Origin of the sequence: Shewanella sp. SR43-4 (assembly GCF_014163845.1) — a bacterium.
GTDB lineage: Bacteria > Pseudomonadota > Gammaproteobacteria > Enterobacterales > Shewanellaceae > Shewanella > Shewanella vesiculosa.
The window spans coordinates 88,403-115,374 of record NZ_JACJEB010000003.1; the positions used below are offsets into that span (position 1 = coordinate 88,403).

General features: G+C 41.7%; 26 protein-coding genes. 8 read left to right on the forward strand and 18 right to left on the reverse strand.

Annotated features, from left to right (window positions below):
• Window positions 1–29: 29 nt before the first annotated feature.
• The 5 genes from H5123_RS04220 to H5123_RS04240 all read right to left on the reverse strand — a co-directional run bounded on the left by H5123_RS04220 (window position 30) and on the right by H5123_RS04240 (window position 3,420).
• Window positions 30–644 carry a DUF938 domain-containing protein gene (locus H5123_RS04220; protein WP_182697129.1) on the reverse strand — a complete coding sequence of 205 codons (615 nt, stop codon included), beginning with the start codon at window positions 642–644 and terminating at the stop codon, window positions 30–32.
• Window positions 644–1,306 carry a response regulator transcription factor gene (locus H5123_RS04225; protein ID WP_182697130.1) on the reverse strand — a complete coding sequence of 221 codons (663 nt, stop codon included), beginning with the start codon at window positions 1,304–1,306 and terminating at the stop codon, window positions 644–646. Before H5123_RS04225 ends, H5123_RS04220 begins: the two co-directional genes overlap by 1 nt.
• Window positions 1,307–1,488: 182 nt before the next feature.
• Window positions 1,489–1,926 (reverse strand): acyl-CoA thioesterase, encoded by a 438-nt coding sequence (locus H5123_RS04230; RefSeq protein WP_124015846.1) that lies wholly within the window; start codon window positions 1,924–1,926, stop codon window positions 1,489–1,491.
• 233 nt (window positions 1,927–2,159) lie between these two features.
• Window positions 2,160–2,699 (reverse strand): histidine phosphatase family protein, encoded by a 540-nt coding sequence (locus tag H5123_RS04235; RefSeq protein ID WP_182697131.1) that lies wholly within the window; start codon window positions 2,697–2,699, stop codon window positions 2,160–2,162.
• Between the two features lie 4 nt (window positions 2,700–2,703).
• Window positions 2,704–3,420, reverse strand: a complete 717-nt coding sequence (locus tag H5123_RS04240) for an SIMPL domain-containing protein (RefSeq protein ID WP_124015848.1) — start codon at window positions 3,418–3,420, stop codon at window positions 2,704–2,706.
• Between the two features lie 361 nt (window positions 3,421–3,781).
• Between H5123_RS04240 and H5123_RS04245 the strand changes: the two genes are divergently transcribed.
• Entirely contained in the window at window positions 3,782–5,005 is a 1,224-nt protein-coding gene (locus tag H5123_RS04245; protein ID WP_182697132.1) for an HD-GYP domain-containing protein, read from the forward strand.
• Between the two features lie 101 nt (window positions 5,006–5,106).
• On the opposite strand, the gene H5123_RS04250 is transcribed toward H5123_RS04245, so the two are convergent.
• Window positions 5,107–6,171: a 3-deoxy-7-phosphoheptulonate synthase gene (locus tag H5123_RS04250; protein WP_124015850.1), complete on the reverse strand. Its 1,065-nt coding sequence runs from the start codon at window positions 6,169–6,171 to the stop codon at window positions 5,107–5,109.
• A gap of 194 nt (window positions 6,172–6,365) precedes the next feature.
• Complete coding sequence (locus tag H5123_RS04255) at window positions 6,366–7,178, reverse strand: pyruvate, water dikinase regulatory protein (RefSeq protein ID WP_124015851.1); 813 nt, start codon at window positions 7,176–7,178, stop codon at window positions 6,366–6,368.
• A 126-nt stretch (window positions 7,179–7,304) separates the two neighbouring features.
• Here H5123_RS04255 and ppsA point away from each other — a divergent pair, with 126 nt between their 5' ends.
• The 5 genes from ppsA to H5123_RS04280 all read left to right on the forward strand — a co-directional run bounded on the left by ppsA (window position 7,305) and on the right by H5123_RS04280 (window position 14,485).
• On the forward strand, window positions 7,305–9,674 hold the full coding sequence (ppsA, locus tag H5123_RS04260; RefSeq protein WP_124016001.1) for a phosphoenolpyruvate synthase: 2,370 nt from the start codon (window positions 7,305–7,307) through the stop codon (window positions 9,672–9,674).
• Between the two features lie 130 nt (window positions 9,675–9,804).
• Window positions 9,805–12,852: an FAD-binding and (Fe-S)-binding domain-containing protein gene (locus H5123_RS04265; RefSeq protein WP_182697250.1), complete on the forward strand. Its 3,048-nt coding sequence runs from the start codon at window positions 9,805–9,807 to the stop codon at window positions 12,850–12,852.
• A gap of 13 nt (window positions 12,853–12,865) precedes the next feature.
• Window positions 12,866–13,324: a DUF1285 domain-containing protein gene (locus H5123_RS04270; protein ID WP_182697133.1), complete on the forward strand. Its 459-nt coding sequence runs from the start codon at window positions 12,866–12,868 to the stop codon at window positions 13,322–13,324.
• Window positions 13,325–13,444: 120 nt separating this feature from the next.
• Complete coding sequence (locus H5123_RS04275) at window positions 13,445–13,864, forward strand: MarR family winged helix-turn-helix transcriptional regulator (RefSeq protein ID WP_124015853.1); 420 nt, start codon at window positions 13,445–13,447, stop codon at window positions 13,862–13,864.
• 216 nt (window positions 13,865–14,080) lie between these two features.
• Window positions 14,081–14,485, forward strand: a complete 405-nt coding sequence (locus H5123_RS04280) for an NUDIX hydrolase (RefSeq protein ID WP_182697134.1) — start codon at window positions 14,081–14,083, stop codon at window positions 14,483–14,485.
• A gap of 66 nt (window positions 14,486–14,551) precedes the next feature.
• On the opposite strand, the gene H5123_RS04285 is transcribed toward H5123_RS04280, so the two are convergent.
• Genes H5123_RS04285 through H5123_RS04300 form a run of 4 tightly spaced genes read right to left on the reverse strand, consistent with a single transcriptional unit; the run spans window position 14,552 to window position 16,839 of the window.
• Window positions 14,552–14,953: a CBS domain-containing protein gene (locus H5123_RS04285; protein WP_124015855.1), complete on the reverse strand. Its 402-nt coding sequence runs from the start codon at window positions 14,951–14,953 to the stop codon at window positions 14,552–14,554.
• Window positions 14,950–15,300 (reverse strand): P-II family nitrogen regulator, encoded by a 351-nt coding sequence (locus H5123_RS04290; RefSeq protein WP_124015856.1) that lies wholly within the window; start codon window positions 15,298–15,300, stop codon window positions 14,950–14,952. The genes H5123_RS04285 and H5123_RS04290 overlap by 4 nt, the downstream gene beginning before the upstream one ends.
• Window positions 15,301–15,303: 3 nt before the next feature.
• Window positions 15,304–16,056, reverse strand: a complete 753-nt coding sequence (locus H5123_RS04295) for a DUF1538 domain-containing protein (protein ID WP_124016003.1) — start codon at window positions 16,054–16,056, stop codon at window positions 15,304–15,306.
• Between the two features lie 45 nt (window positions 16,057–16,101).
• Window positions 16,102–16,839 (reverse strand): DUF1538 domain-containing protein, encoded by a 738-nt coding sequence (locus H5123_RS04300; RefSeq protein ID WP_182697135.1) that lies wholly within the window; start codon window positions 16,837–16,839, stop codon window positions 16,102–16,104.
• A 252-nt stretch (window positions 16,840–17,091) separates the two neighbouring features.
• Here H5123_RS04300 and H5123_RS04305 point away from each other — a divergent pair, with 252 nt between their 5' ends.
• Window positions 17,092–18,198 (forward strand): energy transducer TonB, encoded by a 1,107-nt coding sequence (locus H5123_RS04305; RefSeq protein ID WP_182697136.1) that lies wholly within the window; start codon window positions 17,092–17,094, stop codon window positions 18,196–18,198.
• Between the two features lie 46 nt (window positions 18,199–18,244).
• On the opposite strand, the gene H5123_RS04310 is transcribed toward H5123_RS04305, so the two are convergent.
• From H5123_RS04310 to H5123_RS04330, 5 genes are all read right to left on the reverse strand, one after another.
• Window positions 18,245–18,589, reverse strand: coding sequence for a hypothetical protein (locus H5123_RS04310; protein ID WP_182697137.1), 345 nt, complete (start codon window positions 18,587–18,589; stop codon window positions 18,245–18,247).
• A 372-nt stretch (window positions 18,590–18,961) separates the two neighbouring features.
• The gene (locus H5123_RS04315; protein WP_182697138.1) at window positions 18,962–19,420 is read right to left on the reverse strand and encodes a CBS domain-containing protein; all 459 of its coding nucleotides are present in this window, start codon (window positions 19,418–19,420) and stop codon (window positions 18,962–18,964) included.
• A gap of 104 nt (window positions 19,421–19,524) precedes the next feature.
• The gene (locus tag H5123_RS04320) at window positions 19,525–21,264 is read right to left on the reverse strand and encodes a lysophospholipid acyltransferase family protein (RefSeq protein WP_124015861.1); all 1,740 of its coding nucleotides are present in this window, start codon (window positions 21,262–21,264) and stop codon (window positions 19,525–19,527) included.
• Between the two features lie 13 nt (window positions 21,265–21,277).
• A complete protein-coding gene (locus tag H5123_RS04325; protein ID WP_182697139.1) occupies window positions 21,278–22,180 on the reverse strand; it encodes a UDP-2,3-diacylglucosamine diphosphatase in 903 nt (300 codons plus the stop codon).
• 196 nt (window positions 22,181–22,376) lie between these two features.
• Window positions 22,377–23,408 (reverse strand): Glu/Leu/Phe/Val dehydrogenase dimerization domain-containing protein, encoded by a 1,032-nt coding sequence (locus H5123_RS04330; RefSeq protein ID WP_124015863.1) that lies wholly within the window; start codon window positions 23,406–23,408, stop codon window positions 22,377–22,379.
• A gap of 282 nt (window positions 23,409–23,690) precedes the next feature.
• On the opposite strand from H5123_RS04330, the gene H5123_RS04335 reads away from it, so the two are divergent.
• A complete protein-coding gene (locus H5123_RS04335) occupies window positions 23,691–24,131 on the forward strand; it encodes a DUF4826 family protein (RefSeq protein WP_124015864.1) in 441 nt (146 codons plus the stop codon).
• Window positions 24,132–24,260: 129 nt separating this feature from the next.
• On the opposite strand, the gene H5123_RS04340 is transcribed toward H5123_RS04335, so the two are convergent.
• Both H5123_RS04340 and purB read right to left on the reverse strand, forming a co-directional pair.
• Window positions 24,261–25,403 (reverse strand): cupin domain-containing protein, encoded by a 1,143-nt coding sequence (locus H5123_RS04340; protein WP_182697140.1) that lies wholly within the window; start codon window positions 25,401–25,403, stop codon window positions 24,261–24,263.
• A 196-nt stretch (window positions 25,404–25,599) separates the two neighbouring features.
• Complete coding sequence (gene purB / locus H5123_RS04345; RefSeq protein ID WP_124015866.1) at window positions 25,600–26,970, reverse strand: adenylosuccinate lyase; 1,371 nt, start codon at window positions 26,968–26,970, stop codon at window positions 25,600–25,602.
• Window positions 26,971–26,972 lie beyond the last annotated feature (2 nt).

Here is a 26,972-nt window from a genome sequence, read left to right on the forward strand (position 1 = left end):
AATTAGCTTATTGGTTAAATGATTTGGGCTTACTTAATAAAATGCAGTAAACGATTATTGGCTGGCATAGCAATGTCTTCTCGAAGCGTTAGCCCTTGCTGCTGTGCTAATTGACAGATCCATTCGATATCGCGGATGCCGCTTTGGGGATTATTGTGTTGTAAAGACATATTGAACTGTCGATTACTGTTACTGGTAAATTGGCCTTGGTAATTGAACGGACCATAAATAACTAATGAGCCAGCGTTTACCAATAGATTACCCACGCCAATAAAAAATGCTTCAACCATAGTTTTACTCATAATATGCAGAGTATTAGCACTGAATATCGCATCGACATTTGATGTCAGTTGCGGCCATGGTTGGGTGACATCTAATTCAATAGCCGGCTGTAAGTTTGGTGATGCTTGCAAATTGAGACGAGCTTGCAAATTAGGCAGATAATGCCGTTGATCGCTTGGTTGCCAGCGGATATGCGGAAGATGGTTAGCAAAATACACGCTATGCTGGCCAGTACCACTGCCTATTTCAAGCAAATGAACGCAACTAGGAAGCCACTTTGTTAATAGCGTTAATATAGGCTGCTGGTTATTTTCACAAGCTTGCGAAAAAGGTAGCTGTTGTAACGTTAATGATTGAGGCATTACGAGATATCAATTCTATCCATTTCTAATTGTTGTAATGCTATCACCGCTTGAGTGCGATTGCGAACCCCCAATTTGCGAAATATTGCCGTTGCATGAGCCTTGATGGTGGCTTCTGATACCCCAAAATCATAAGCAATTTGTTTGTTGAGTAACCCTTCGGCAAACATCTGCAGTACGCGATATTGCTGTGGGGTTAAATCAGATAGACGTGAGGCCATTTTGTCAGTTGGATCATCAGAAACCGGTACAATTTGGGTACCTTTGGGTAACCAAATATCACCGTATAACACCGCGTTTAATGCTTCTTCCAACACTTCCATAGACGCTGATTTCGGAATGAATCCGCTACTACCATAATGTATTGCTCGGCTTATGGTATTGATGTCTTCGTGGGCAGAAATCACCACCACAGGAATGTCTGGATGATGGGTTCTAAGGTGGATTAACGTTGAATAACCGTGAGATCCCGGCATCTGTAGGTCAAGTAAGATTAAGTCAAACGGTTGGTCTTTCTCATCAAGGACATGTTGTAATGCCTCTGCACTATCAGCCTCAAACCATTGCGTGTGTTCAAAGGCATTACTCAGCGCTAGCCTTAAGGCATTACGGAATAATGGATGGTCATCTGCAATAATGATATTTAAATTTTCGAGCTTCATGGCGTTTTTTATTCTATGTTGCACGTGAAGATAAACTCAATGTAACAGAAAAGTAATCGAGTATTCTATTGCTTTGTGCAAGATTATCATTGATTTGAATAAAAACAATCAAACTATAGACTTTAGTCTAGTGAGCGAAATGATGATGCAGCCATCTATCTGACTGCATTTACTGGGGGTTATTAATTATGTGGCCACACTTGGGTCGGGTTGCGATTTTCATCTACCGCAACAAAAGTAAACACGCCACGTATTGCATGTTCCCTATGATCGCGGTACATATCTTCAACATAAATATTCACTTCAACTTTTAGCGATGTGTTACCAACATGGATCACATTTGCAATCAGCTCAGCCAAGCTGCCAGCGGGTATCGCTTTTTTGAAATCAATCCTATCAGAACTCACGGTTACTAATGATTTACGACAAAAACGTGTAGCGGCAATAAATGCTGTTTCATCCATCCAGGCTAATGCATCACCACCAAATAAGGTGTTATGGTGATTAGTATTAGATGGGAAAATAGCCTTAATAACGCGGGCTTCTGATTGAGCAATACGTGCTGCAATGTCATCAGGGAAATGGTTTTGAGTTTGTGCTGGGTTTTGAGCAAGGGACATACAACGACCTAATGTTATGCGGTTCAATAAAGAATTAAGCGAAAAAGCCGCGCATTGTAATGTATTGAGCGTATTCGTGTCGATGTTGTGGTGCTTATTTGTCGATAAGGGCTCACGATTGTGCAAGCTTATCGACAATATGTTGTTTAATAGTAACAACTGAATTATTTGATTAACCTAATGTGCTTAAATGCAGTTGTCGATTGAGTTGATGTCTATTCTGCACAGGCCAATTAATAACGAAGCAATACCGTTGATACTATTTGTTTGTTGGGATTTAGGGTCACAATATATAAACGATCAAATTCACTGGCGTCATCAATCGGTATTTGTTGCTTTGCCCCGAGTTTTTCAACTAAATCTGTCGAAGTATTACTGTGGCCTACCACTAAAATATTACCCTGTTCGGTTAATAACTGCTGGGCAAAGTTTGCCATATTTTGAGGATCATAAACACTTAGCTCCAGGTGATGATCTTGAGCGACTTGCTTGGCTGTTTCACGGGTACGATTATAATCAGTGGTGTAGACTTTTTGTAATGGGGTCGCCGATAACACTGTTGCTAAACGTAAGGCTCGTAATTGTCCTTGGGCAGATAAACTGGGATTTTTACCAGCATTTTTTTCTGCATGCCTAACGATAAAGATAACGTGATTACTTGTGGCCCCTTTATGGTTAAGATCAACTGATGTCGATTCTGACGACTGTGCCATTATCGATATGCTCATCAAGCTCATTAAACCAATCAGTATGCTGGTGATTATCTGTTTCAAGTGGTTAATCCGCTAAGTAATATTCGATGGTTGATACCACACGCACTTGCTTAATGTATGGCGTATTCTTATCTCTGTTACTGATACTGAATTGCCCTTGAGTGGCTTTTTTAATTTTTCCTAATCGGCTTTGAGAATCTTTAGCAAATTTTTCGGCCACTGAGCGGGCATTGGTGGTCGATTCTTCGATCATTTTTGGCTTAACGTCATTTAATCGGCTGAAAATATACTCGACTTGGGCATCATAGTTATTCTGCGAGAATACAATGCCTGTTTTCCCCAGCTCAGTTAATTGCGGCATGACACCACGCACTTTATCGATGTCATTAGAATAAACCGTAATGGTTTGTGTCGCGGTATAGCGCAATTCTATTGGTTGATTACCACCATATTGTTGCGCCAATTTATCGGTAATTGTCGGCGCTGTGAGGGTAATTTCTTTTGGATCGATATGTTGCTCAGTTAAAAAACTGACCACTTGGTTGTTTTGTGCTTCCAGCTGTTTATACAGTTCATCGAGATTATTATTGGCTGCAGTAAATTGGATAGGCCAGATGACAATGTCAGCAGGATATTCATTTTCTGCTAAGCCTTTAACTGTGACACTGCGCTCAAGTAATTTGTATTCAACAATGGCTTGTTTGAGTAACAGACCCAAAGCACCAAAGCCCAGCGCAATGAATATTCCAAAAACAGCAGCACTACGAGACGAACTTTGCATAACAACATCCTTATTAATAGGTAACAGTGTGGCTCGACGAAGGTGACTCTTTGTTGCAGAGAATGAATAGAAGTACCTCATTATCATATAAGGGCATCATTATGGTCAAATAAGGCACTATCAACAATCATCGTCAGTCCAATGAAGGGCGATCATAATCGAATATGGACTCAATATTAGTTTTATGGATTATTTTTAATCCTATTTTTTGCGTATTGTCAGTGTTGCAACAATACTTACAAGCGCAAATAACACAATTGCTATATTGCCTTTATCACTTGGATAACGTTTTAAGCTATTCAATTTACTATATTAAAAAAACTCAATGCTGTGAGCACAACCTCGTCTTAAAGGAATTAATATGTCTTCTCGGTTAACCGCACAGCTTATTCTTCATGGGTTTGATGATTCATTACCAGCATGGCGTCGAGTGATTTTTCAACGATTATTTAGCATATTAGCTTTATTGTGTATTCCGGTTTACATCACCAGTGTCTATTTGTGCGTCGTTAAAAACTTATGGGGCATGGCAATATTTGATACTCTCGCTTATGGAATATTGTTATTCATTTTGTTTTATCCTCGCATTACTGATAGGCAAAAATTTATCGTAGGATGTTACCTTGCGTTTGGTATCGGTATTGGTTTTGTCATTGCTATCGGCCCCTCTGGCGCGGGCTTTTTTTGGCTATTTGCTTTCCCTCCACTGTGCAGCATTTTGCTCGGCGAAAAAATGGCGCTATGGGCTCAAGTTGTCAACGCGATATCGCTATTACTAATTGGTATCGCCTATCAATACCAACTAGTTCATTGGCCTGATGTGAGTGGATTTTCGACCTTGATCTGGTATGTGGTAGCGATTAACTTTTTAGTGACTAATGCCATTGTGACTCAGTCTATATCTTATTTGTTGGGTAAATTAACGCATTCGTTAGCATCTACTTTGGCCTCACGTAAAGCCACTGTGATGGGATTAGCTAAGTTAGCTGAGTACCGTGATAATGAAACGGGGGCGCATTTAATCAGAATGCAGCAGTATGCCAATATGCTGGCAAAACAACGATTAACTGATGAGCATGTTCCACAAGAATTAACCGAAGCTTTTATTCAAGAAATAAGCCTCTCAGCCATTTTGCATGATATAGGTAAAGTGGGTATTGCCGATCATATCTTATTAAAACCTGGACGCTTAACGGCAGAAGAGTTCGAGCAAATTAAGGCGCATCCTGTGATCGGTGAAAAAGTACTGAATAGTCTATTAGCCTATGCCCCAGAATGTTCATTTATTCGGATGGGGCGCGACATTGCCGGAGCTCACCATGAAAAGTGGGATGGCAGCGGCTATCCTAAGGGGTTAATCGGTGATGCCATTCCCTTGTCTGCGAGAATAGTGGCTCTGGTTGATGTATATGACGCATTAACATCACCACGCTGTTACAAGAGGCCGTTTAGCCATGAAGAAGCGATGACGCTTATTTTAGAAGGTAAAGGTAAGCATTTTGACCCTGAGTTAGTCGACAGCCTGATGATGATCAGTGAACAGTTTGCCGTATTGTCTAAAGCTTCTTTACTAGAACAAGAGTAATAGGATGGATTTAAGACTATAAATGGCAATGCCAGTCATAAATGACTGGCATTGGTAAACGTTCATCAAGCTGCTCAACTAGCGAATAAGTCAGTAAGGACTTATTGTGCGAGTAAGGCTTTACGCTCTCTTGATGCTTGAGCTAAATCACGTAACAGTTTTTCTGAATCAGCCCAATGTAAACAGGCATCGGTAATACTTTGACCATAAACTAAAGGTTCGCCTTTAACGACTTTTTGATTACCTTCAATCATAAAGCTTTCTGCCATAATACCAGCGATAGCTGTGCTACCACTGCGCAGTTGCGCTATGATGCTATCGGCAACATTTAACTGATTTTTATGCTGTTTTTCACTGTTGCCGTGGCTAAAGTCAACCACCATACGCTGAGTTACACCCACTTGTTCAAGTTGGGCGCGAGCCACTTCAATGTCCTCTGCACAATAGTTTGGTGTTTTCCCACCACGTAAAATAATATGCCCAAATGGATTGCCGTGAGTACGATATACCGCCATGGCGCCATCTTTATCCGGAGAATAAAAAATATGTGGAGCTTGGGCTGCGCGAACGGCGTCAACAGCGATATTAATGTTACCGTCGGTACCATTTTTAAAGCCCACAGGACAGGACAACGCAGACGCCATTTCACGGTGAATTTGGCTTTCGGTGGTACGTGCGCCAATAGCGCCCCAAGTGATTAAGTCAGCAATATATTGACCGTTTACCATGTCTAAAAATTCAGTGGCGATAGGCAGTTTTAATTCGGTGATCTGCTGCAATAGCTCACGCGCCAAGCGCAAGCCTTTGTTGGGGCTAAAGCTGCCGTCTAAATCAGGATCCGAAATTAATCCCTTCCAGCCAACAATAGTGCGAGGCTTTTCAAAATAGACCCGCATCAGAATGCATAAGTCATCTTTTAGTTCGTGGTGAAGTGCCGATAAGCGCTCGGCATATTCAAGTGCCGCTTTGGTATCGTGAATTGAACAAGGGCCAATAATGACTAATAAGCGTTGGTCTTCACCGGCAATAATGGCTTCAACTTCTCGGCGCTGTGCAACAAGATAGTCTGCAGCATCTTGAGTCAAAGGGTATTCTGATGCCAGTTGAGCGGGTGAAATGACTTTGCTTAAAAGGGTAGTTCGTAGTTCATCTGTTTTAATTGTCATGCATATTACCGAGAAATCGTGAGATGCATCAGCATCATATTACTCGGGATTATATACCCAAAGAAGTTCAAGATGCGAGGCTTAGCCTCGGATTCTCTGGCTGAATAAACAGATTGCTGTAAACGGCTTACCCGAATTAAGCGAGTCAGTCTGGGTTTGAAAGCCTATTTACAGCGTATTTTATTGTTTATAAATTAGAACATGTGACGTTCTAAACCGGTTATATCAATAATTTTTGTGGCAATTTCTTCAACCGAATGATTGGTGGTATTCACAAAGGGGATACGTTCTTTCTTATACATCATTTCCACTTCTTTCACTTCAAGCTTGCATTGTCTTAATGATGAGTAACGGCTGTTTTCCATTCGGCTTTGACGAATTTCATGCAAACGATGGGGGTCAATTGTTAAGCCAAATAATTTGGATTTATTGCGTTTTAATGCCTCAGGTAGCTGAAGGTTATCCATATCATCTTCAGTAAACGGGTAGTTTGCAGCCTTTATACCAAACTGCATCGACAGATATAAACTGGAGGGGGTTTTACCACAGCGAGATACGCCCAATAAAATGATATCGGCTTTATCCATGTGTTTCATGGTTTGGCCATCGTCGTTTTCCATTGTGTAGTTAATCGCATCTATACGAGTTTCGTAACCGTGGTTACTTTTACCATGAGTTCGATGCAATAAAGGCTTCGCTTGCACGCCCAAGTGTTGTTCTAATGGCGCGACAAAGGTATTCAAAAAGTCATAATCGACACATTCGCTTGAAAAAATCACATTGCGGATTTCCGGATTAATGATTGAGTGGAACACAAGTGGTCTTACACCTGTTGTAATAAAACAATCATTTATTTGTTGCTTCACTTTTTGTGCTTTCTGAATCGTTTCCACAAACGGAATCGTAAGTGCTTCAAATTCTATGGGAAATTGCGAAAGCACCGCATGCCCAAAAACCTCAGCTGTGATCGCGGTCCCATCTGAAATGTAGAATACTTTTGGTGTCATTCTGACCTCTTGTAGTAATAAAATTACAAATAAAATTATAGATTTACGCGTGTTGTATGGGAGTGTAAGATGCTATTGCCCTCGTGTGAAGTGGCCACTGAAATAAAAACTTGCGGAGATAAAACTGTGCAGCAATACGTACTCTGGTATCAAGAATTAGGCATGGGTGATGTAAACAAGGTTGGCGGTAAAAACGCATCCCTTGGTGAGATGATCAGCAATCTGGCTAATGCAGGGGTTCAAGTTCCTGGCGGTTTTGCAACGACCTCTCATGCGTTCAATGAGTTCCTTGAACAAAGTGGAGTTAACCAGAAAATTTTTGACATTCTGGCGACATTGGATGTTGATGATGTCAATGAACTGGCAAAAGTAGGTGCCCAGATCAGACAATGGGTTATTGAAACCCCATTTCAACCCGCATTAGAAGACGCGATTCGCGAAGCTTACGAGCAATTGTCGAGCGAAACGAAAGAAGCATCATTTGCTGTGCGTTCTTCAGCCACTGCTGAAGATATGCCTGATGCATCTTTTGCTGGTCAACAAGAAACCTTCCTCAACGTTAAAGGGTTCGATGCTGTCATGCTGGCAATTAAGCATGTATACGCATCACTGTTTAACGACCGTGCAATTTCTTACCGTGTCCACCAAGGTTATGAACATCAAGGTGTCGCTTTATCTGCTGGCGTACAACGTATGGTCCGTTCAGACAAAGCCGCATCTGGGGTGATGTTCACTATGGACACTGAGTCAGGTAATAATGACGTTGTATTTATCACTTCATCTTTTGGTTTAGGTGAAATGGTTGTACAAGGTGCTGTTAACCCTGATGAATTCTATGTGCACAAACCTATTTTAGCGCAAGGCCATCAGGCTGTTGTGCGTCGTAACATCGGCAGTAAGTTGATTCAGATGGTTTACTCTGATGATGCCGGCCATGGTAAGCAAGTTAAAATTGAAGACGTTGCTGCAGAGCAACGTCGTGTATTCTCGATTAATGATGAAGAAGTCATGGAGCTTGCTAAGCAAGCCATGGTGATTGAAAAGCATTATGGTCGTGCAATGGATATCGAATGGGCCAAAGACGGTAACGACGGAAAGTTATATATTGTCCAAGCTCGTCCAGAAACCGTTCGTAGCCGTGAAGATGTGCAGTTAATTGAACGTTATCACTTAAAAACCAAAGGCGAGGTGATCTGTGAAGGTCGTGCTATTGGCCATAAGATTGGTACTGGTGTCGCCAAAGTATTAACCTCTATCGACCAGATGGATCAAATTGAGCCAGGTGATGTGTTAGTGACTGACATGACAGACCCAGATTGGGAACCTATCATGAAACGTGCTAGTGCGATTGTAACCAACCGTGGTGGCCGTACTTGCCATGCTGCGATTATTGCACGTGAACTAGGTGTTCCTGCTGTTGTAGGTTGTGGTGATGTGACTGACCGCATTAAGACTGGCGACATAGTTACCGTATCTTGTGCTGAAGGTGATACTGGCTTAATTTTCTCGGGTAAACAAGAGTTTGAAATCGTCACTAACCGTGTTGATACCTTACCGCCTTTACCAATGAAAATTATGATGAACGTGGGTAACCCTGATCGTGCATTTGACTTTGCTCGTTTACCTAACGAAGGTGTGGGTTTAGCGCGTTTAGAGTTTATCATTAACCGCATGATTGGTATCCATCCTAAAGCATTGCTTGACTTCAATGGCCAAACTGCTGAGCTACAGACCGAAATTAATGAAATGATCGCTGGGTATGACTCGCCAGTTGAGTTTTATGTTGCGCGTCTAGTTGAAGGTATCGCGACTATCGCATCGGCTTTTTATCCGAAGAAAGTTATCGTACGTATGTCAGACTTTAAGTCTAACGAGTATGCAAACTTAGTCGGTGGTGATCGTTACGAGCCAGATGAAGAAAATCCAATGTTGGGCTTCCGTGGTGCGAGCCGTTATATTTCTGAATCATTCCGCGATTGTTTCGCGCTCGAATGTGAAGCTATTAAACGTGTTCGTAATCAAATGGGCTTAACCAATGTTGAAGTGATGATCCCGTTTGTGCGTACCGTAAACGAAGCATCTCAAGTTATTGAGTTACTAAAAGAACAAGGCTTAGAGCGCGGTAAAGATGGCTTACGCGTTATCATGATGTGTGAACTACCTTCAAACGCCTTGCTAGCTGACCAGTTCCTTGAGCATTTTGATGGTTTTTCTATCGGTTCAAATGATTTAACTCAGTTAACATTAGGGCTTGATCGTGACTCAGGAATCATCAGTCACTTGTTTGATGAGCGTAATGATGCGGTTAAAGCATTATTAGCCATGGCGATTAAAGCGGCTAAAGCGAAAGGTGCTTACGTCGGTATTTGTGGTCAAGGTCCTTCAGACCATTCTGATTTTGCTGCATGGTTAGTTGAGCAAGGTATTGATTCTGTATCGCTTAATCCTGATACCGTTATCGATACTTGGTTATATTTAGCTGAAGCTCATGGCTAAATTATGCTAAAAATTGCTGGTGGATTGTCTGCCTAACATGCAATTTTATCAAGTTGTTATAAAAGCCGCTTTTTAGCGGCTTTTTTTTGTTTATAATGGCTGCAATATGCCAATAAATAATAAGTCCTCTATGTTACCTTTACTATCACATAAACAAACATTAGAACCTATCTATCTTGAGTATCTTGACGCGCTGGAGCAAAGCGAGTTTGAAGGTGAAATAGACAAGCGCTACAGTGCGCGGCTTATTCAGGCAACCGATAATTCTGTGTATCAATTTTTGCCACAAGCGGTGATTTATCCTTTACATCAACAAGATGTCGAGTTGGTATTATCGTTAGCGGCGCAACCTCAATACAAAGCTGTGACTTTCAGTGCGCGCGGCGGTGGAACGGGAACTAATGGCCAGTCATTAACCCACGGCTTGATTTTAGATGTGTCGCGGCACATGAACCAAGTACTCGAGATTAATGTCAAAGAGGGTTGGGCTAGGGTACAAGCAGGCGTAGTCAAAGATGCGTTGAATGATGCTTTGCGCCCGCACGGCTTCTTTTTTAGTCCAGATTTATCTACGTCAAACCGCGCGACAGTTGGCGGCATGGTTAACACCGATGCCTCTGGTGCGGGGTCACTGGTTTACGGTAAAACATCGGATCATGTTTTAGGACTGACCAGTGTTCTCATTGATGGCAGTGTACTCACTACTACGCCGATAGATCATGACAAAGTTGATCAACACCCTTTTGCTGCTAATCAACTTGGCAATGCCATTGCTAGCCAAGTAGCTGCTTTATGCTTACAAAAACGTGACACCATTATTGAACGTTTCCCTAAATTGAACCGATTTTTAACTGGTTATGATTTAAAGCACGTATGGAATGACGACCTAAGCCAGTTTGATTTATCGCGCATTTTAGCTGGCTCCGAAGGGACGCTGGCGGTGATCACCGAAACCAAGCTGAATCTAACGCCATTACCGAAAACGCGCATGATGGTGAATATTAAGTATGACTCCTTTGAGTCAGCGTTACGTCATGCCCCATCATTAGTTAAGGCCAGTGCCACAGTTGTTGAGACTGTTGATTCCAAGGTACTTAACCTTGCTCGCGAAGACATTATTTGGCACTCGGTGGCCGATCACATTAAAGCCGTACCGAATAAGATCATCGAAGGTCTTAACATGGTTGAATTTGCTGGTGAAGATGATGAAGTTAAACATAAAGTTGCCCTATTAGAAGAAATGCTCAGCGGACAACTCAGTCAACCTCAGTTTGGTTTAGTCGGTTTTCAAATCATTACCGACAGAAGTGATATTGACAGTATTTACGCGATGCGTAAAAAAGCCGTTGGCTTATTAGGTGCCACCAAAGGCACTCGTAAGCCGCTAGCCTTTGCTGAAGATACCGCGGTACCACCAGAACACTTAGCCGACTATATTATGGAGTTTCGGGCACTGCTTGATAGCCATAATTTGCAGTACGGCATGTTTGGTCATGTCGATGCAGGCGTACTTCATGTGCGTCCGGCGCTTGATATGTGCGATGTCGCCGATGAACAATTACTCAAAGTGATATCTGATCAAGTGGCTGCATTAACGCTAAAATATGGCGGTTTAATGTGGGGCGAACACGGCAAAGGGGTTCGCGGTGAATATGGCCCCGCGGTGTTTGGCGAAGAACTCTACGGAGTACTTGAACAGATTAAAGGATTATTTGACCCTGACAATCGCTTAAACCCTGGTAAATTAGTCGCGCCACCTCAATCTGGCCCACTACTGTTCAATGTTGACAGCGCCAAACGTGGCAGTTTCGATAGACAAATCCCAGTGCAAGTGCGTAATGCTTTTCCTGACGTGATGAACTGTAATGGTAATGGATTGTGTTTTAACTACAGCAGCTATTCGCCTATGTGTCCGTCGTTTAAGGTCACTGGTGATCGAGTGCAATCACCAAAAGGGCGTGCCGGGTTAATGCGTGAATGGTTACGTTTGCTTGAAGCTGAAGGCGTTGATGTTGACGCGCTGGCAAAGTCGAAGCCACTTGGCTGGATGCAACGTACTCAAAATACCTTAAATAACCAACGTGATTATGACTACTCGCACGAAGTCATGGAATCTCTTAAAGGCTGTTTAGCCTGTAAAGCTTGTTCAGGTCAGTGTCCGGTTAAGGTCGATGTACCAAAGTTTAGGGCGCAGTTTTTCAATATTTACTACAAACGTTATTTGCGTCCGGCTAAAGATTATCTGGTTGCAGGAATCGAAGATTCATTGCCGTTAATGGCTGCTATGCCTAAATTGACTAATTTAGCTTCGCAAAATCCGTTGAGTAAATGGGTGATTAAAAAAGCGATTGGGTATGTTGATGCCCCCAAACTATCTGTGCCGACACTTAAACAGCGTTTAGACGGGCATTCTAGTCGTGGTTATGATTTGGATTCTTTGTACACCATCCCAGAAGACCAGCGCAATCAGTATGTGCTAGTTGTACAAGACCCGTTTAACAGCTTTTATGATGCTGACTTAGTTTATCGCTTTATTCAATTAATCGAAAAGCTCGGCTTTAAGCCGGTTTTACTGCCATTTAAACCCAATGGTAAACCGACCCATATAAAAGGCTTTTTAGACAAGTTTGCCAAAACAGCGCAAAACAGTGCTGATTTCTTAAACCGTGTACATGCCCTTGGTATGCCGATGGTCGGCTTAGACCCTGCTTTGGTATTGTGTTATCGCGATGAGTATAAAGAAGCCCTCGGCATGCGCCGTGGTCCCTTTGAGGTGCTTTTAGCCAATGAATGGTTAATGGATGTTGTTGCAAATCGAAGAGAAGCGACAACGTTAGCCAATGATGCGCCACAATATACCTGGTTTAGTCATTGTACAGAATCTACCGCAAAGCCTAATACCGCCAATGAATGGAAAGCCATTTTTAGTCATTTTGGCGCAAACTTGAGCAGTGTTAATTTAGGCTGTTGTGGGATGGCTGGCACCTATGGCCATGAACTTGAAAACCTTGAACGCTCTGAAAAACTGTTTGAAATGTCTTGGCAACCTAGCATTGAAAAAATAGCTGAACAAAGTCAAGTTTTGGTTTCGGGCTATTCTTGTCGTAGTCAAGTTAAGCGCTTTGCAGGCTTTAAACCTCAGCACCCAATTGAAGCCTTGCTTAAGTTAATGGCATAAAGGTATCAGCATAATGACAGATGAAACAGCAGCATTAGCTTCGTTTACTCAGCCAGATGGAGTGGCGCTGTGCAATGATGATGCACTGTTTCACATCCAAGCTAATGGCGATTGGTTATATTTAGACAGTCCGTTGCCCGCAAAATTTGCGGCTTTATTCAGCAGTATTTTACATTGTATCGATGGCGAGTATTTCTTAATGACTCCGGTGGAGAAGGTGAGAGTCTCTGTTGAGGCATATCCTTTACTGCTGGTGGACTATCAAGCTAATTCTGTTGCTGCTAATAATGTTAATGACAGTATGAAGCTGATATTTACCAATAGCATAGGTAAACAGCATTCCGTTGTTGATCGTGCTGATATCATAGTCACCGATGATGGTATATATGTACCATTATTTCGCGGCTTGGTCGGGCAATTGAATCGAGCCTGCTACTATCGTTATATTAACGAATATTTATCTTTTGACTAAAAGCGCTTTTTTTAACGTATAGAGATGGTAATGTAAACATGTTCAAGTGTGGTTAGCTGCTGTATAGGCCAATATGGTAATAGGGCCAAAACATCCCACTGACGATGTAGGAGGTTTCATTTGAAACGCTTTGAAAGTTTAAGTTACCTGATTTCTCATCTGAATATTGCTTTGCAGCAAGAAATCGATACGCGCTTAAAGCGCTACGATTTAGACAGTAAACTTTGGCCGGTATTGTTTACTTTGTGGCAAGAAGAGGGCTTAAGTCAAACTGAGCTTTCTAAACGTTGTGATGTGGCAAATTACACCATGACCCGTCTGCTCGACCATCTGCAAGTTCAGGGGTTTATTACCCGTCATCAAGAAGCAGACAACCGCCGTGCATTTCAAATATTTTTAACCGACAACGGTAAAGCGTTACAACAAGATTTACTTCACGAGGCTGCGTGGGTTAATGAACGATTTTTAGAAGCGCTGACAGATTCAGAGCAGCACGAGTTTATGCGTTTGTTGAATAAAGTGAATAAATTTAACCAATAACATATTGTTTTTGGTTACTAAGACCATAGGGCTTTACCGAGGCAAAATGATGATTGCCAGTTTCTATCCTGCAATAGCTAAATGGCGAGCAACAAGGATCAACCAAGGTATTTTGCAACCCCCATTTTTGTACATCATTTATCGCGATGATCATTTATTCATTTATTGAATGGAAGTTAGCCAGTAACCATATCTATTTCTAATGAGAAAACCATCATGGCTTTTAACGATTTATTTAGACTCAGTTCCCATGCGGTGATCACCAATGACGATGGACAAGTGCTGTTGTTAAAAGCCAATTATGGAAATAAACATTGGGGTTTACCCGGTGGTGGGCTTGATCCTAATGAAACCATACATCAGGCGCTGCAGCGAGAATGTATTGAAGAGCTGGGTCATGCTGTGACGATAAATTATCTCTCTGGGGTGTACTTTCACAGTGCTTATCAATCTCAAGCGTTTATATTTCGTTGCCAGCTACCTGAGTCGGCTCAAATTATCTTAAGTGATGAACACAGTGAATATGCTTATTTCGCTGTTGCCGATCTACCTGCAGTGCAACAACAGCGAATCAATGAGTGTTTAGCTTTTAGTGGTGTGGTGACTAGTGCTGCCTTCTAATACCGCTAAGGCTCACAACAGTGGCTATCTTTATCGTCAATCAATTAACAATACATTGGCATAAGATTATGGGTTGAACATTCCTTTTAATACTATGTCATCGTAAGCGACAAAGCCTAAAATATTACCAGATTCAATCACTGGAGCTTTGTTTATATTGAAACGTTCAAATAAGCGTGCGGTATAGCGCACATCCATGTCTGCTGAAACAGCAAATACCGGTTTAATCATGATTTCATAAATGTTGGTGCGCTCAGGTGATTTGTCTCTGGCTAAAACTTTTCGGGCAATATCACTCATTAATACCATGCCATATTCGTCATGTTCATTGCGCTTATTGACCACTAAAATGTTCACTTTTTTACTGACGGCAACTTCAATGGCTTCTGCTACCGTATGCATTCCATCGATCATAGCGTAATGGTTATTCATCACATCGCGATTGCGGGTCGGGATTGTGCTACTCATATTTGATCCTCAATGTCTTTACTTAGCTTTTCAACTTGATGCGCCACACCAACGGCGTCTTCAACATCAATTTGAATCGCAATACCTTTACCAGAATTGGTGTCAAATTCACCTACTTTTGCAATAGTTTCTAGAATATGCCGACTCATGTGTTCTTCTACCAGCCATAAGATCACATCCCGCTGCACATCTAAGGTCAGTCCCATAAAGGTTTTCTTTTTTTCTAATCCTTCACCTCGGGCATGATTAATTACCGTAGCGCCAGTTGCGCCAGCGATACGCGCTGCATCGAGTACCTTGTCGGTACAGTCATCATCGACAAAGGCGACAATTAATTTAAAGCGCATAGGTTACTCCTTAATGGCTTTTCGTTTTGATAAGTAATCAACCACTTGGGCATAGCCCATCACAGTGATCATCGGAAATAAGCTGGCAAAGGCGATTAAACCAAACCCATCAATCAATGGATTACGCCCTTCAACATTAGTAGCAAGCCCAAGGCCTAATGCGGCGACAAGCGGAACAGTCACAGTAGAGGTTGTTACGCCTCCGGAGTCATAGGCTAATGGCACAATCATTTTAGGGGCGTAAAATGTTTGGATCACCACTACCACGTAGCCGGCCATAATGTAGTAATGAATGGGGTCGCCAACCACAATGCGAAAACAGCCTAAAGTGATGCCGATAGCGACTCCAAGTGCCACTGACATTCGCAAACCTTGAATGCCTATGGTGCCACCGGACACTTGGTTAGCTTTAATGGCCACAGCAATGAGTGAGGGTTCAGCAATTGTGGTACTAAAACCTATTGCAGCAGCAAATACATACACCCAAAAATAGTCTTGCCAAATGAACGGCGCATTATTACCGTCAGGATGTAAAAATGCGCTGGTGGTGAGTTGATTGGCCATGCTTTCACCAATAGGGAACAGCGCAAGTTGTAAGCCTACTAAGAAAAATGTTAGCCCAATAATGACATACACAAAGCCGAGTAGTACTTTGCGCCATTGGCTAACGGGACGTTTTAGTACGCCTAATTGAAAGCCAAACAAAATCACCGCAATGGGGATCACATCGCGAGCGGTCAGTAACAGAGTGGACATCAGTTCATTAAACAAATGTACGCCTTCTTCTTTTGATGATACTACTTAATTTAAAAATACCATGCCGTACAGCAATACAAAAATCATCGGACTAAGGCTGGCAAAAGCAATCAAACCAAAGCCATCAATCATCGGATTACGGCCTTTAATGACGCTGGCTAAGCCAACGCCCAGTGCGGTGACTAACGGAACAGTAATGGTCGATGTGGTAACGCCGCCAGAGTCATAAGCAATACCTATGATATTAGCTGGAGCAAAGCTGGTAAGGATCATCACCAATACGTAACCGCCAATAATAAGGTAATGAATTGGCCAACCTTTAAGGATACGGATCACCCCCAGTAAAATCGCGAGCCCAACCGAAACGGCAACAGTTAACCTTAATCCCATGGAATATGAGCTCATTGCTTGTCTATTGGATTCAATGGCGCCAGCGTCAGCGGCAACTTGTGCGGCTTCGTTTGCCACGGCAGTCAGTGCTGGCTCTGCTAATGTGGTCCCAAAACCTAATGAGAAAGAGAAAATAATTAACCAAAATACACTGCCTTTTCGGGCCAGGGCTTCTGCAAGTGATTCGCCTATAGGAAATAAGCCCATTTCTAAACCAAAGACAAAAAAGGTCAAGCCAAATACAACAAACACTATCCCCACAAGAATAGAGCCAAGTTCTGCCGGTGCTTGATGAAGTACAAATAGTTCAAAAAAACTGACCACTAAGATAATCGGAATAAGATCTTTAAAACTGCTTAGCATGGCGTGGAGCAATTTCATGATGGCTGACATCTTGGCTCCTGTAGTTTTTGGTCATTATTATCATTGGTGCCGGTGTTATTATATGGGCCTATACCATCGTAGGCGGCGTCATTCAGTTTGCCAATTAAGAGAGATTAAACAACATATTGTTTACAAAATTTTTCATTAAGTTGACGTGAGTCATAAAAATGATCCAAACTGTTTACGATATCGATAATGGCTCACATTGTGCAAAGAATGACGAAGGGCCAAGGATAAAAAATAAAAAGGATTTAGACAGTAATGAAAACACTTTTACGTATATCAATAGCCGCGGCGTTTGTGAGTCAGTTTGCTTATGCAGAACCTACCGATATAAATAGTTTTTCTCAAGCTTACCAGCAATACAATGTTTCTCTTGAAAGCCACAATAACCAAGATACGCTGAAATATGCGCAACAAGCCTATGAGTTAGGCCAAATCAAGTTTGGTCAAGATAGCTTTGATAGCGCTAAGTTAGCCATCAATTATGCAAATGCGTTAATGGTTGAACCAAAGAACAACAATCAGGGTCGTGTTATTGAAGATGAAGCGACACTTAAGGCGCATCAATTATTTACATCTGCATTAGCCGTATACCGAGAAAACGTGACGGATAATGGCATCGAGTTAATTGATCCTTTGGTTGGGTTAGCTGAATCGACAACAGATGATAAATACGCGAAAACGTTATTATTTGAAGCAATTGAGATTGCTGATAAAGCTGACAATCAGTTGACGGTTGCCGAAGTGAAACTCATCGCGTTTCATCGCTTATCACGCACCGAGTATTATACTCGTAAAGTGAGAGATTTTGCGTTTGATGCTTATGATATTTATAGCCGTAAATTACCAGAAGATGCCATAAAACGAGTTGATGCTACTTACCTAGCTGGTGCGTTATATGAAGCTATGGGTAAGCCAACTCAAGCTATCGACAATTTAGTTGAAGTTATCAAACAATATCAGGCATTGCCTTATAGTCATCCCTATGAGCTTCGTGCGCATGCCTTGTTAGTGAAACTGTATGAACAAAAAGGCCTTGGCGATAAAGCTACTGAGCATTGCGTTGCAATTGGTAAAATGACTCCATGGAATGACCAACAAGAACAAACCCCGTTGTTTAGAAAACCACCTAATTACCCTCAATCATATGCCCAAAGAAGAAAATCTGGTTGGGTGAAAGTTGAGTTTACGGTTGATGCAAATGGCTTTGTTAAATCGCCGGAGATTATTGACTCTAAAGGTGGTGTCCAGTTTGAAAAAGAATCGATAGAAGCACTTAGCCAGTGGCGTTATGCACCTAAATTTGTTGATGGCAAGCCAACAGAAGCAAAGTCTACTGTCCAGCTTGAGTTCACTATAGGTTAATAGCTCAATCAGCTGGTTTTATACTAATCCCATTAGACATGTTTAGTTAACTCAGCCAATACACGCTCAACATGGCAATGCACAAGAAAACAAAGCTAGTTTCAATCAGAAACTGGCTTTTTTGTAGCTGTTTTTTGCCTTGCTTTAAAATAGTAACGAGTTGGTTTTGTTTATAAATACGGCACGAGACTAATTCTGTCTGTGGATCAACAATTAATTGGAATCGGCATTTTTTACCATTATTAAGCAGCACGTCATGCATACTTTGTAGGCCAAAGTTGAATTTTCGTGACACGACTTTGCCGTTAATAAATACCCGCTCTAGTCCACACCAATTACTTGCTTGTAGCTCAATATTGTCTTGATTGAGATGGTAAGTAAACTTAATCATAATGCCGTCCTTATCACATGATACTCGCGAGCCCTGTGTACAATAAAAGCAGAGTAATGTGACATTTTCCAGCATATAAATATGAACAATTTACGAAATGTAGCTATCTAGTTGGCCAGCTTAATAATATTTATTTTTTACAGATTCGGTTGCAAAAATGGGTTTTATGTACACTCTAATATTAGCTATCTATGATGAATTAAGCGTGCCGGGAGTGGCACAATAAGCAATTAAGTTAGCGGGTAAAAAAGCGACGACAAGCATAATTCAAACCGCAGCATTACGAGTAGTGTATCTGGAGGGTTAATTAGATTTTGCTATGACGTTGATTGCTAATATTAGCCATCGCTTCATCGAGATGGTCATCAGAATTTATCGAACGCAATAGGCATTTAATAGATCTTTCCAAGTAATAATACCGACAATGATGTTGTTTTCTAATACTGGTAAGCAGCCTATATCATTGTCTAGAATCATTTTAGTTGCTTGGTTAATATCGCAATGAGGGGCAATAGTGATCGGGTTGTGAGTCATGACTTGATGAACCCTTTTTTGCAGGGTTTCTGTGTCTCGAATGAGTTCAGCTGCAGTACCAATATTAGGACTCAGCGCCCGTAAAAAGTCCCGATGAGACAAGATGCCACTCAATTTCTCGTTATCCACCACGAGCAAATGGTGAAAGCTGACATTGTCAAAAATTTCTTTGGCAAGTACCAGGCGATCATCCATTTCTATGGTAACCACTCGAGTTGTCATGATGTCCGAGACACTGATACGGTTAGTCGTGCTATCTGATAATGTCTCTGTCAGCATTTCGGTAGAAGTTGTCATAAGCGATTCTCCACATATTTATTCTTTTATATCAGATAAATATCAGTGTAACAATCATTTAACGGCCAATGACAGTTGCTTACTCAGGTTAGTGCGCGATTGGCTCACGATGCAATTTTGTTTTCGGGTAAATGCCCCGCTAAATATTTTTGATATTTAATCGGTTTTAATTGATGGATATCGACTAACACTAAACCATCGATACAGTCACCAAACTCTGCATCAATACCAAAGTCTAAAAACTGAACGCCTTGGTTATCACACAGTTCACCATATTGCTTAAATAGTGTCGGTACTGATACAGCCATATTTGCAAGTGTCCGTTTGAGTATTTTAAAGTTTTCAGCATAGTCACTGCCATTAAATAGCTGGTGTAATTGATGCTGACGTTCGTCAGTGAATTGATATGAATTAAATGAGCTGGCTAAAACATCTTGGGTAGCAAATTGATGTTTATAAAAAAACACCAACATTTCTTTGGCTTGTACGGGTAAATTGTCGCTTAATGATACTGGACCAAAGAGGAAACGATACTGGGGATTGTTAATTAAAAATGCCCCAATACCTTGCCATAAATATTCTAAGCTACGACGCCCCCAATATTTAGGTTGCACAAAACTGCGACCTAGCTCGAGTCCTTGGTCAAAATAGGGAGCAAACGCATCGTGGTATTCAAATAATGACTGACTATAGAGGCTGTTTTTACCAATGGTTTCATGTAGCATTTTGGCACTGGCAAAACGGTAAGAGCCAACAATCTCTAACTCATCCTTGTCCCATAACACTAAATGATAATAATGATTATCATATTTGTCGGTATCACGTCGCTTACCTGTACCTTCGCCCACCGCTCTAAATGCAATTTCACGAAGCCTGCCAATCTCACGCATAATCGCACTGCTTTGACTATGCTTGTATAAATAGATTTGTTTGTTGTCTTGGGTCTGCCCCAGTAATTCACATTGTTGTAGCGCTTGTTGAAGCTCACTGCGTTTTTCTGGATGGGCAATGGCATTCTGAGTTATAAATAATGGGCTGCGATTTTTACCAATGCGGTATAAATGATTTTTAAGCAGTTTTACTTTGGTTTTAAGGGGGAAGTCTTGGCTGCCGACCACTTCCTTGGCAATTAATTGACCAATTCTCACCGGCATCACATGGTCCATCTGCTTAAACATTTCTTTAACCAGCAGCAAGGTGGCTAATGGTTTGTAGATCATTGATGCACCATAAAATGTGGCTGAGTTTTTAGCATCAACAAATATAGGTAAAAGCGGTGCATTACACGCGCGGGCCATTTTCAAAAAACCACTGTGCCAATGTAAGTCTGTTACGCCTGTAGGGCGCAAGCGTGATACTTCACCTGAGGGGAAAATTAATACTGCACCTTCGTTGTTAAGGTGATGATGGATTTCATTTAAGTGTTGTTTCGGCGTGCCGCCAGTCATATTGCGTACTGGCAATAAAATTGAATGCAGTGGCTTAATGGCCATGAGTAATTCATTGGCAACGACTTTTATGTCTGGTCTAACTTGGCTAATTAATTTGATTAACGCTAATGCGTCTAACGAACCAATAGGGTGATTAGCATAGATCACCACACGACCTTCGATAGGAATATTTTCAATTTCGTTATTAGGGACACTGTAACTGAAATTTAAACATGCAAGAATTTGTTCAACAAAATCGACGCCGGATAAATGCGCGTGTTCATTGGCCATGTCGTTACACTGCTTTTCATGCAGTAAATAGCGCAACATTGCTCTTGTTGGCACGGCTAACCAAGGCTTGTTATGCACATTGGGCAGGTTTTTTTCTACTACATTATCGACAGAAAATATCATATTTTAGCCTTATTTATGCAACGTGTTGGGGCTGAGGCGTAATGATTAACTCGGTTTGTGAAGCGCCGAAATAAATCGTGTTAACAACTTTTGCTTGTAACGTTTGTTCATCCCACTTGAGCAACTCCACGTTACCCGTTTGGGTTTCAGCAATTAAGGTGCAATTTTCGACCCAGTCGCCATCATTGGCATAGGTGATAGTGCGATTATTGATAGTGTGCTGTGATAACTCTGGTTGATGTATATGACCACAGATAACCATGTCGACCTGTTGTTTAGCACAATAGCGAAGTACTGCATCTCGATACTGATTAATGGCTTGTTGGGCTTTATTGACCCGCAGCTTTATATAGCTGGCTAATGACCAATACGGATATCCTAAGCGGCTTCTAACACTGTGTAATTGGCGGTTTGACCAAAGTAAAACATCATATAAATGGTCACCTAATTTAGCGTAGATCCTGCTGACACAAACTTGGGCGTCAAATTGATCACCATGAAGAATTAAAAAGCGTTTGCCATTAATGGACTGATGGACATACTGTTTGGCGAGGGTAATGCCTCTAAAGTGACTGTCTGCGTAGCTTTTAAACGCTTCATCGTGATTACCGGGGATATAGATAACTTGAGTGCCATTACTGGCCAGTTCGAGTATTTTCTGGATGACGTTGTTATGACTTTCTGGCCAAAAGACCCGTTTTTTTAATGCCCAAATATCAATAATATCGCCCACCAGATACAAATATTGGCACTGGCTATGATTTAGAAAATGCAATAAAAATTCTGCTTTGCAATCTATGCTGCCTAAATGCACATCAGAAATCCACAGTGCATGAAAATGCTGGATTTTCCCAGACGTAGTTAAATGAGATAACGGTTGGCGTTGCTGGTTACTCTTATTGCTGTGGGAGTTCATCTGCCTTCATCCTAATACACAGATTGCGTCAGTGTTAACTTAGAGTAGGGCAGTTATTTGACGCTAAGGTGAACGATTTGTTGCAACTTGATTAAGCTTGCTGCTTAAGTTAGGTCATAAAAAAAGGAAATGCCTGAGCATTTCCTTGTACATCAGAGTAAAAATCACTCTCAATCAAGCATATTAATGATTGATATTAACGAGCCGCGTCGATAATCGCTTTAGCCATTTCATCTGCAACTGAGCCTGTGGTGCGATCTTCAGCATCAGCACGCTCAAAAATGGTCAGTAGCGTATTGTAAATCTGTTCTACTTTGGCGGTTGACGCTATAGCATCATAGTTTTTCTCGAACGACACATTGATAATACCGCCAGCGTTTATCACATAATCTGGCGCATACAAAATACCCATTTGCTTGAGTTTTTCACCATGGCGAACTTCAGCTAACTGGTTGTTGGCACAACCAGCAACTATGGTGGCTTTGAGTAATGGTAAGGTCGTATCGTTAAGTGTTGCACCTAATGCGCATGGCGCATATACATCAACATCTTGGGTATAGATATCTTGCGGTGCGACAAGAGTTGCACCAAATTCGCTAGCAACACGGTCAAGTGAAGCTTGATGAATGTCGGTTACAATCAGCTCAGCGCCTGCTTCGTGTAAATGCTTACACAAGTAGTAACCCACGTGACCGACTCCTTGCACTGACACTTTAATGCCTTGTAGGCTGTCGATACCTCGTTGATGTTTTATCGCAGCTTTAATACCAAGGTAAGTGCCTAAGGCGGTCAGAGGTGATGGATCACCTGATTTACCTTCCAGACCTGCTACGAATTCAGTTTCACGATTGGCTATCATCATGTCTGACGTTGAAACACCAACATCTTCAGCTGAGTAGTATTTTCCGCCTAAACTGTTCACAAAGCGTCCGAATGCAAGAAATAACGCTTCGCGGTCGGTGGTTTTCGGATCGGCAATAATAACCGCTTTACCACCACCCATAGTAAGACCGGCCAATGCATTCTTATAAGTCATACCGCGAGAAAGGCGTAATACGTCTGTTAAAGCTTCATCATCCGATTGATAATTCCACATACGACAACCACCTACCGCTGGGCCGAGGTTAGTGTTGTGTACGGCAATGATGGCTTTTAAACCACTTTGCTTATCATGACAAAAGACCACCTGTTCGTGTTCATCGAACGAAACATGATTAAAAACTGCCACGTGACATCTCCGTTTACTAGCTTGTTAAAGTAAAGTTTTGGCACCTGATGCAATTGAGTACATAAGGTGCTAACGACTGCTTGTTATATTTATTGCAGCAAGATAGCATTTAGAGATACTCTCAACAAAGCATGATTTAGTTATTTTTGTGATTAGTGTGGCAATTTAGCTTGCCACTTTACGTAAACGTAAAGTATTTTGTGTTACGTAATTGTTTTTTGATTAAATCGCAGGTAAGTTTTTTGTTCTAATCTGCATTATAACAATAAGATAGGAAGTATTATGACTGAAGAAGTTGCAGAACAGGTTGCACAGCCAACACCAGAGCCAGAAGCATTAAGACAAGAATGGGTGCGAACTCAATTCCAAAAGGCGAATCGTTTTTTGGCTGAAAAAGGGGTGATCCCAAGCAAAGTCCTTGCTGACGAAAGTCGTTATCTTGCACCTTATTTAGCTATTTGGAAGATGGAATCGAAACAGCCTAAAAAACAAACCTTTTGGGTGATGTCAGGCGATTTACCGTCGGACTATGTTGATGTGAAAGTGGCCGCAACGGCGCGTGACGCGATTAGACATTTTTCGATGATGTGGCAACTTAAAGCGGAAAACTTGCATAAGTCAGGTGTCACCAAAGATGCTACCCAACTGAAATTTGCGCAGTTATTGGTGTCGCGTGCAGAAAGTCTATATAAAATGCATCAAGATGAAAAATTGTGGGCGTAACAGCCTGAGTCACCAAACTAAAGTAACAGACACAAAAAAGGCACAGTTAGTGCCTTTTTTATTATTTTAGCTAAGCGAGGTTAATAACCATCACTCAGCTTAGTCGCTTATACGCTATTGATCAGACGCTTATTCGCAATCGTCTTCTGCTAAGTAGAATAATCCTTGATTGAGTAATCCCGTGATGACATCTAGCGCTGCCACATTGTCAGTGAATAAATGAGCCTCATTAGGGGTAATGCTCACTTGATTGGCCAAAAGTTGTAGCATGTCATTCGGCGCATCAGCAAAGGTGTACGCTTCACCGTTAATAAACAAACGAGGTAGGTTATCATTTTCTAAGCGCAAGACTTTTAGACCACCGATACGTTGAATAACCGCACCTTGTTCAATGGCTTCTAATAAATCATCAGCCGTTAATGGCTCTTCGCCTTCACAAATATCCAGTTCAAAACGATTTTGACTGAGTAATTTACCTAACATAGTCTGGTAGCTGGCAGGATCTTGTGCCAACTGCGTCAATAAATCCATAATGCCTTGTTGATGAGTTTGGCTGATTAGGCCGGGTTCTGCTGGCTCGTCAGATGACGTGAAACGCTTCTGCCCCTGGTTGCTGTCAATTAACGCGTCAGCTAATTCAGTTAATAGCTCTTGCTGACTTGGGGCTCTAAATCCAATGGAATATGACATAGCCAGTGATAATGTTTCGCCGCAATGTGGGTATCCTGATGGAATATAAAGTACATCACCTTTTTGTAAAATCACATCAATAATCGGCTCAAAATCGTCAACCAAAGGCGAGTTTGGATTATCGCCGCGGCGTTTATGTTGCCCTTTATCGCCCACTTTCCAACGACGTTCCCCATCACCTTGAATGATAAACACATCGTAATTGTCGATATGCGGGCCAACACCACCACCAGGTGTGGCAAATGATGCCATTAAGTCGTCAAAGCGCCAGTCTGGTAAAAATCGGAACGCTTCGACTAAAGCTTGCGAATCTGGGTACCAATGATTGACGGCTTGGACTAATAATTGCCAGTTGTCTTCACCAAATTGGTCGTAGTCTTCAAATGGACCTTGAACAACGTCCCAGTCGTCACCTTTGGTCACCACAACACGTGACGATATTTCTTCTTCACAGGCAAGTCCAGCAAGTTCATCTGCTGCGATAGGGTCGTCAAAGTCGACAAAAGCCTGTTTGATCACAAGTGGTTTTTGTTGCCAATGCTGTTTAATAAAGGCTTGGGTATCAATATTTAATGTGTACATGGTTAATCTCAGATCGGGATAATAAATAGGTGCAATATTCTGATTTAGCTTACTTAGCCCATCTCTTAATCCGAGTTGAGATTAGTGAGTCTTAATGAACAATAACGTATTTTCAGCAGAATAATAACAGGTATTTCATACAATAAAAAAGCGGCCACATATGCGACCGCTCATGTTATGCATAAAGCGTGTAAGACTATTTTAGCTCATCAACAAAGGCTTCTGCGCGGCCAATATAGTTTGCTGGAGTCATTTTTTTCAATTCAACTTTTACGTGTTCTGGTAATTCAAGACCATCAATAAATACTGCAAGTTGTGCCGCATCAATACGCTTACCACGTGTCAGTTCTTTTAGTTTCTCATACGGTTTTTCAATGCCGTAACGACGCATAACGGTTTGTACTGGTTCTGCCAGAACTTCCCAGTTTTTGTCTAATTCCGCTAAAAGTTGTGCTTCATTGACTTCTAACTTGCTAATGCCTTTTAAGGTCGCTTGATAAGCTATTAACGAGTGAGCCATACCTACGCCTAAGTTACGTAATACGGTTGAGTCAGTTAGGTCACGTTGCCATCTTGATACCGGTAATTTAGCAGCTAAGTGTTGCATTAGCGCGTTAGCGATACCTAAGTTACCTTCGGAGTTTTCAAAATCAATTGGATTGACTTTGTGCGGCATGGTTGATGAACCAATTTCGCCAGCGATAGTGCGCTGCTTAAAGTGGCCTAGTGCAACATAACCCCAAATATCACGATCAAAATCGATTAGGATGGTGTTGAAACGAGCAATGGCATCGAACAATTCAGCAATGTAATCATGCGGCTCAATTTGGGTGGTATACGCGTTCCAATTAATACCAAGACTGGTGACAAAACGTTGCGACAGCTCATGCCAGTTAACTTCAGGGTAGGCTGAAATGTGGGCATTATAGTTACCCACAGCACCGTTAATTTTACCCATGATTTCAACTGCGTTGATTTGGTTTAATTGGCGGTCTAAACGCACAGCAACGTTAGCCATTTCTTTACCAAGTGTTGATGGCGATGCTGGCTGGCCGTGGGTTCGCGACATTAGCGGTACGCTTTTATTGTCATGTGCTAATTTTTTGATAGCATCAATAATTTGCTGACACTGTGGTACTAACACTTGCTCGCGCGCTTCTTTTAACATTAAGCCATGAGATAAGTTGTTGATGTCTTCAGAAGTACAGGCAAAGTGCACAAATTCATCGATAGCAACTAGCTCGGCGTTGTCGGCAATTTGCTCTTTAATGAAATACTCAACCGCTTTTACATCGTGATTAGTGGTGCTTTCAATCGCCTTAATACGCAGGGCGTCTTGTTCGCTAAAATTGTCTTTGATGCTGTCTAACAAGGCGAGGGCGGTTTCGCTAAAAGGGGGAACTTCTTCAATCTCTGGGCAGCTAGATAATAGCTTTAACCAATTGATTTCAACTTGAACACGGTACTTAGTAAGACCGAACTCGCTGAAAATCCCTCGTAATGAGGCGGTTTTGCTACCATAACGACCGTCTATCGGAGAGATAGCAGTTAGTGCGGAAAGATCCATTT

What these genes read in the sequence shown, in the direction of transcription:
- H5123_RS04335 (WP_124015864.1), top strand. Translation starts at nt 23,691, where the DNA reads ATGACTGAAGAAGTTGCAGAACAGGTTGCACAGCCAACACCAGAGCCA.
- H5123_RS04255 (WP_124015851.1), bottom strand. Translation starts at nt 7,178, where the DNA reads ATGACACCAAAAGTATTCTACATTTCAGATGGGACCGCGATCACAGCT.
- H5123_RS04225 (WP_182697130.1), bottom strand. Translation starts at nt 1,306, where the DNA reads ATGAAGCTCGAAAATTTAAATATCATTATTGCAGATGACCATCCATTA.
- H5123_RS04220 (WP_182697129.1), bottom strand. Translation starts at nt 644, where the DNA reads ATGCCTCAATCATTAACGTTACAACAGCTACCTTTTTCGCAAGCTTGT.
- H5123_RS04290 (WP_124015856.1), bottom strand. Translation starts at nt 15,300, where the DNA reads ATGCGCTTTAAATTAATTGTCGCCTTTGTCGATGATGACTGTACCGAC.
- H5123_RS04340 (WP_182697140.1), bottom strand. Translation starts at nt 25,403, where the DNA reads ATGTACACATTAAATATTGATACCCAAGCCTTTATTAAACAGCATTGG.
- H5123_RS04305 (WP_182697136.1), top strand. Translation starts at nt 17,092, where the DNA reads ATGAAAACACTTTTACGTATATCAATAGCCGCGGCGTTTGTGAGTCAG.
- H5123_RS04295 (WP_124016003.1), bottom strand. Translation starts at nt 16,056, where the DNA reads ATGTCCACTCTGTTACTGACCGCTCGCGATGTGATCCCCATTGCGGTG.
- H5123_RS04300 (WP_182697135.1), bottom strand. Translation starts at nt 16,839, where the DNA reads ATGTCAGCCATCATGAAATTGCTCCACGCCATGCTAAGCAGTTTTAAA.
- H5123_RS04245 (WP_182697132.1), top strand. Translation starts at nt 3,782, where the DNA reads ATGTCTTCTCGGTTAACCGCACAGCTTATTCTTCATGGGTTTGATGAT.
- H5123_RS04280 (WP_182697134.1), top strand. Translation starts at nt 14,081, where the DNA reads ATGGCTTTTAACGATTTATTTAGACTCAGTTCCCATGCGGTGATCACC.
- H5123_RS04270 (WP_182697133.1), top strand. Translation starts at nt 12,866, where the DNA reads ATGACAGATGAAACAGCAGCATTAGCTTCGTTTACTCAGCCAGATGGA.
- H5123_RS04285 (WP_124015855.1), bottom strand. Translation starts at nt 14,953, where the DNA reads ATGAGTAGCACAATCCCGACCCGCAATCGCGATGTGATGAATAACCAT.
- H5123_RS04250 (WP_124015850.1), bottom strand. Translation starts at nt 6,171, where the DNA reads ATGACAATTAAAACAGATGAACTACGAACTACCCTTTTAAGCAAAGTC.
- H5123_RS04310 (WP_182697137.1), bottom strand. Translation starts at nt 18,589, where the DNA reads ATGATTAAGTTTACTTACCATCTCAATCAAGACAATATTGAGCTACAA.
- H5123_RS04320 (WP_124015861.1), bottom strand. Translation starts at nt 21,264, where the DNA reads ATGATATTTTCTGTCGATAATGTAGTAGAAAAAAACCTGCCCAATGTG.
- H5123_RS04230 (WP_124015846.1), bottom strand. Translation starts at nt 1,926, where the DNA reads ATGTCCCTTGCTCAAAACCCAGCACAAACTCAAAACCATTTCCCTGAT.
- H5123_RS04315 (WP_182697138.1), bottom strand. Translation starts at nt 19,420, where the DNA reads ATGACAACTTCTACCGAAATGCTGACAGAGACATTATCAGATAGCACG.
- purB (WP_124015866.1), bottom strand. Translation starts at nt 26,970, where the DNA reads ATGGATCTTTCCGCACTAACTGCTATCTCTCCGATAGACGGTCGTTAT.
- H5123_RS04240 (WP_124015848.1), bottom strand. Translation starts at nt 3,420, where the DNA reads ATGCAAAGTTCGTCTCGTAGTGCTGCTGTTTTTGGAATATTCATTGCG.
- H5123_RS04265 (WP_182697250.1), top strand. Translation starts at nt 9,805, where the DNA reads ATGTTACCTTTACTATCACATAAACAAACATTAGAACCTATCTATCTT.
- H5123_RS04325 (WP_182697139.1), bottom strand. Translation starts at nt 22,180, where the DNA reads ATGAACTCCCACAGCAATAAGAGTAACCAGCAACGCCAACCGTTATCT.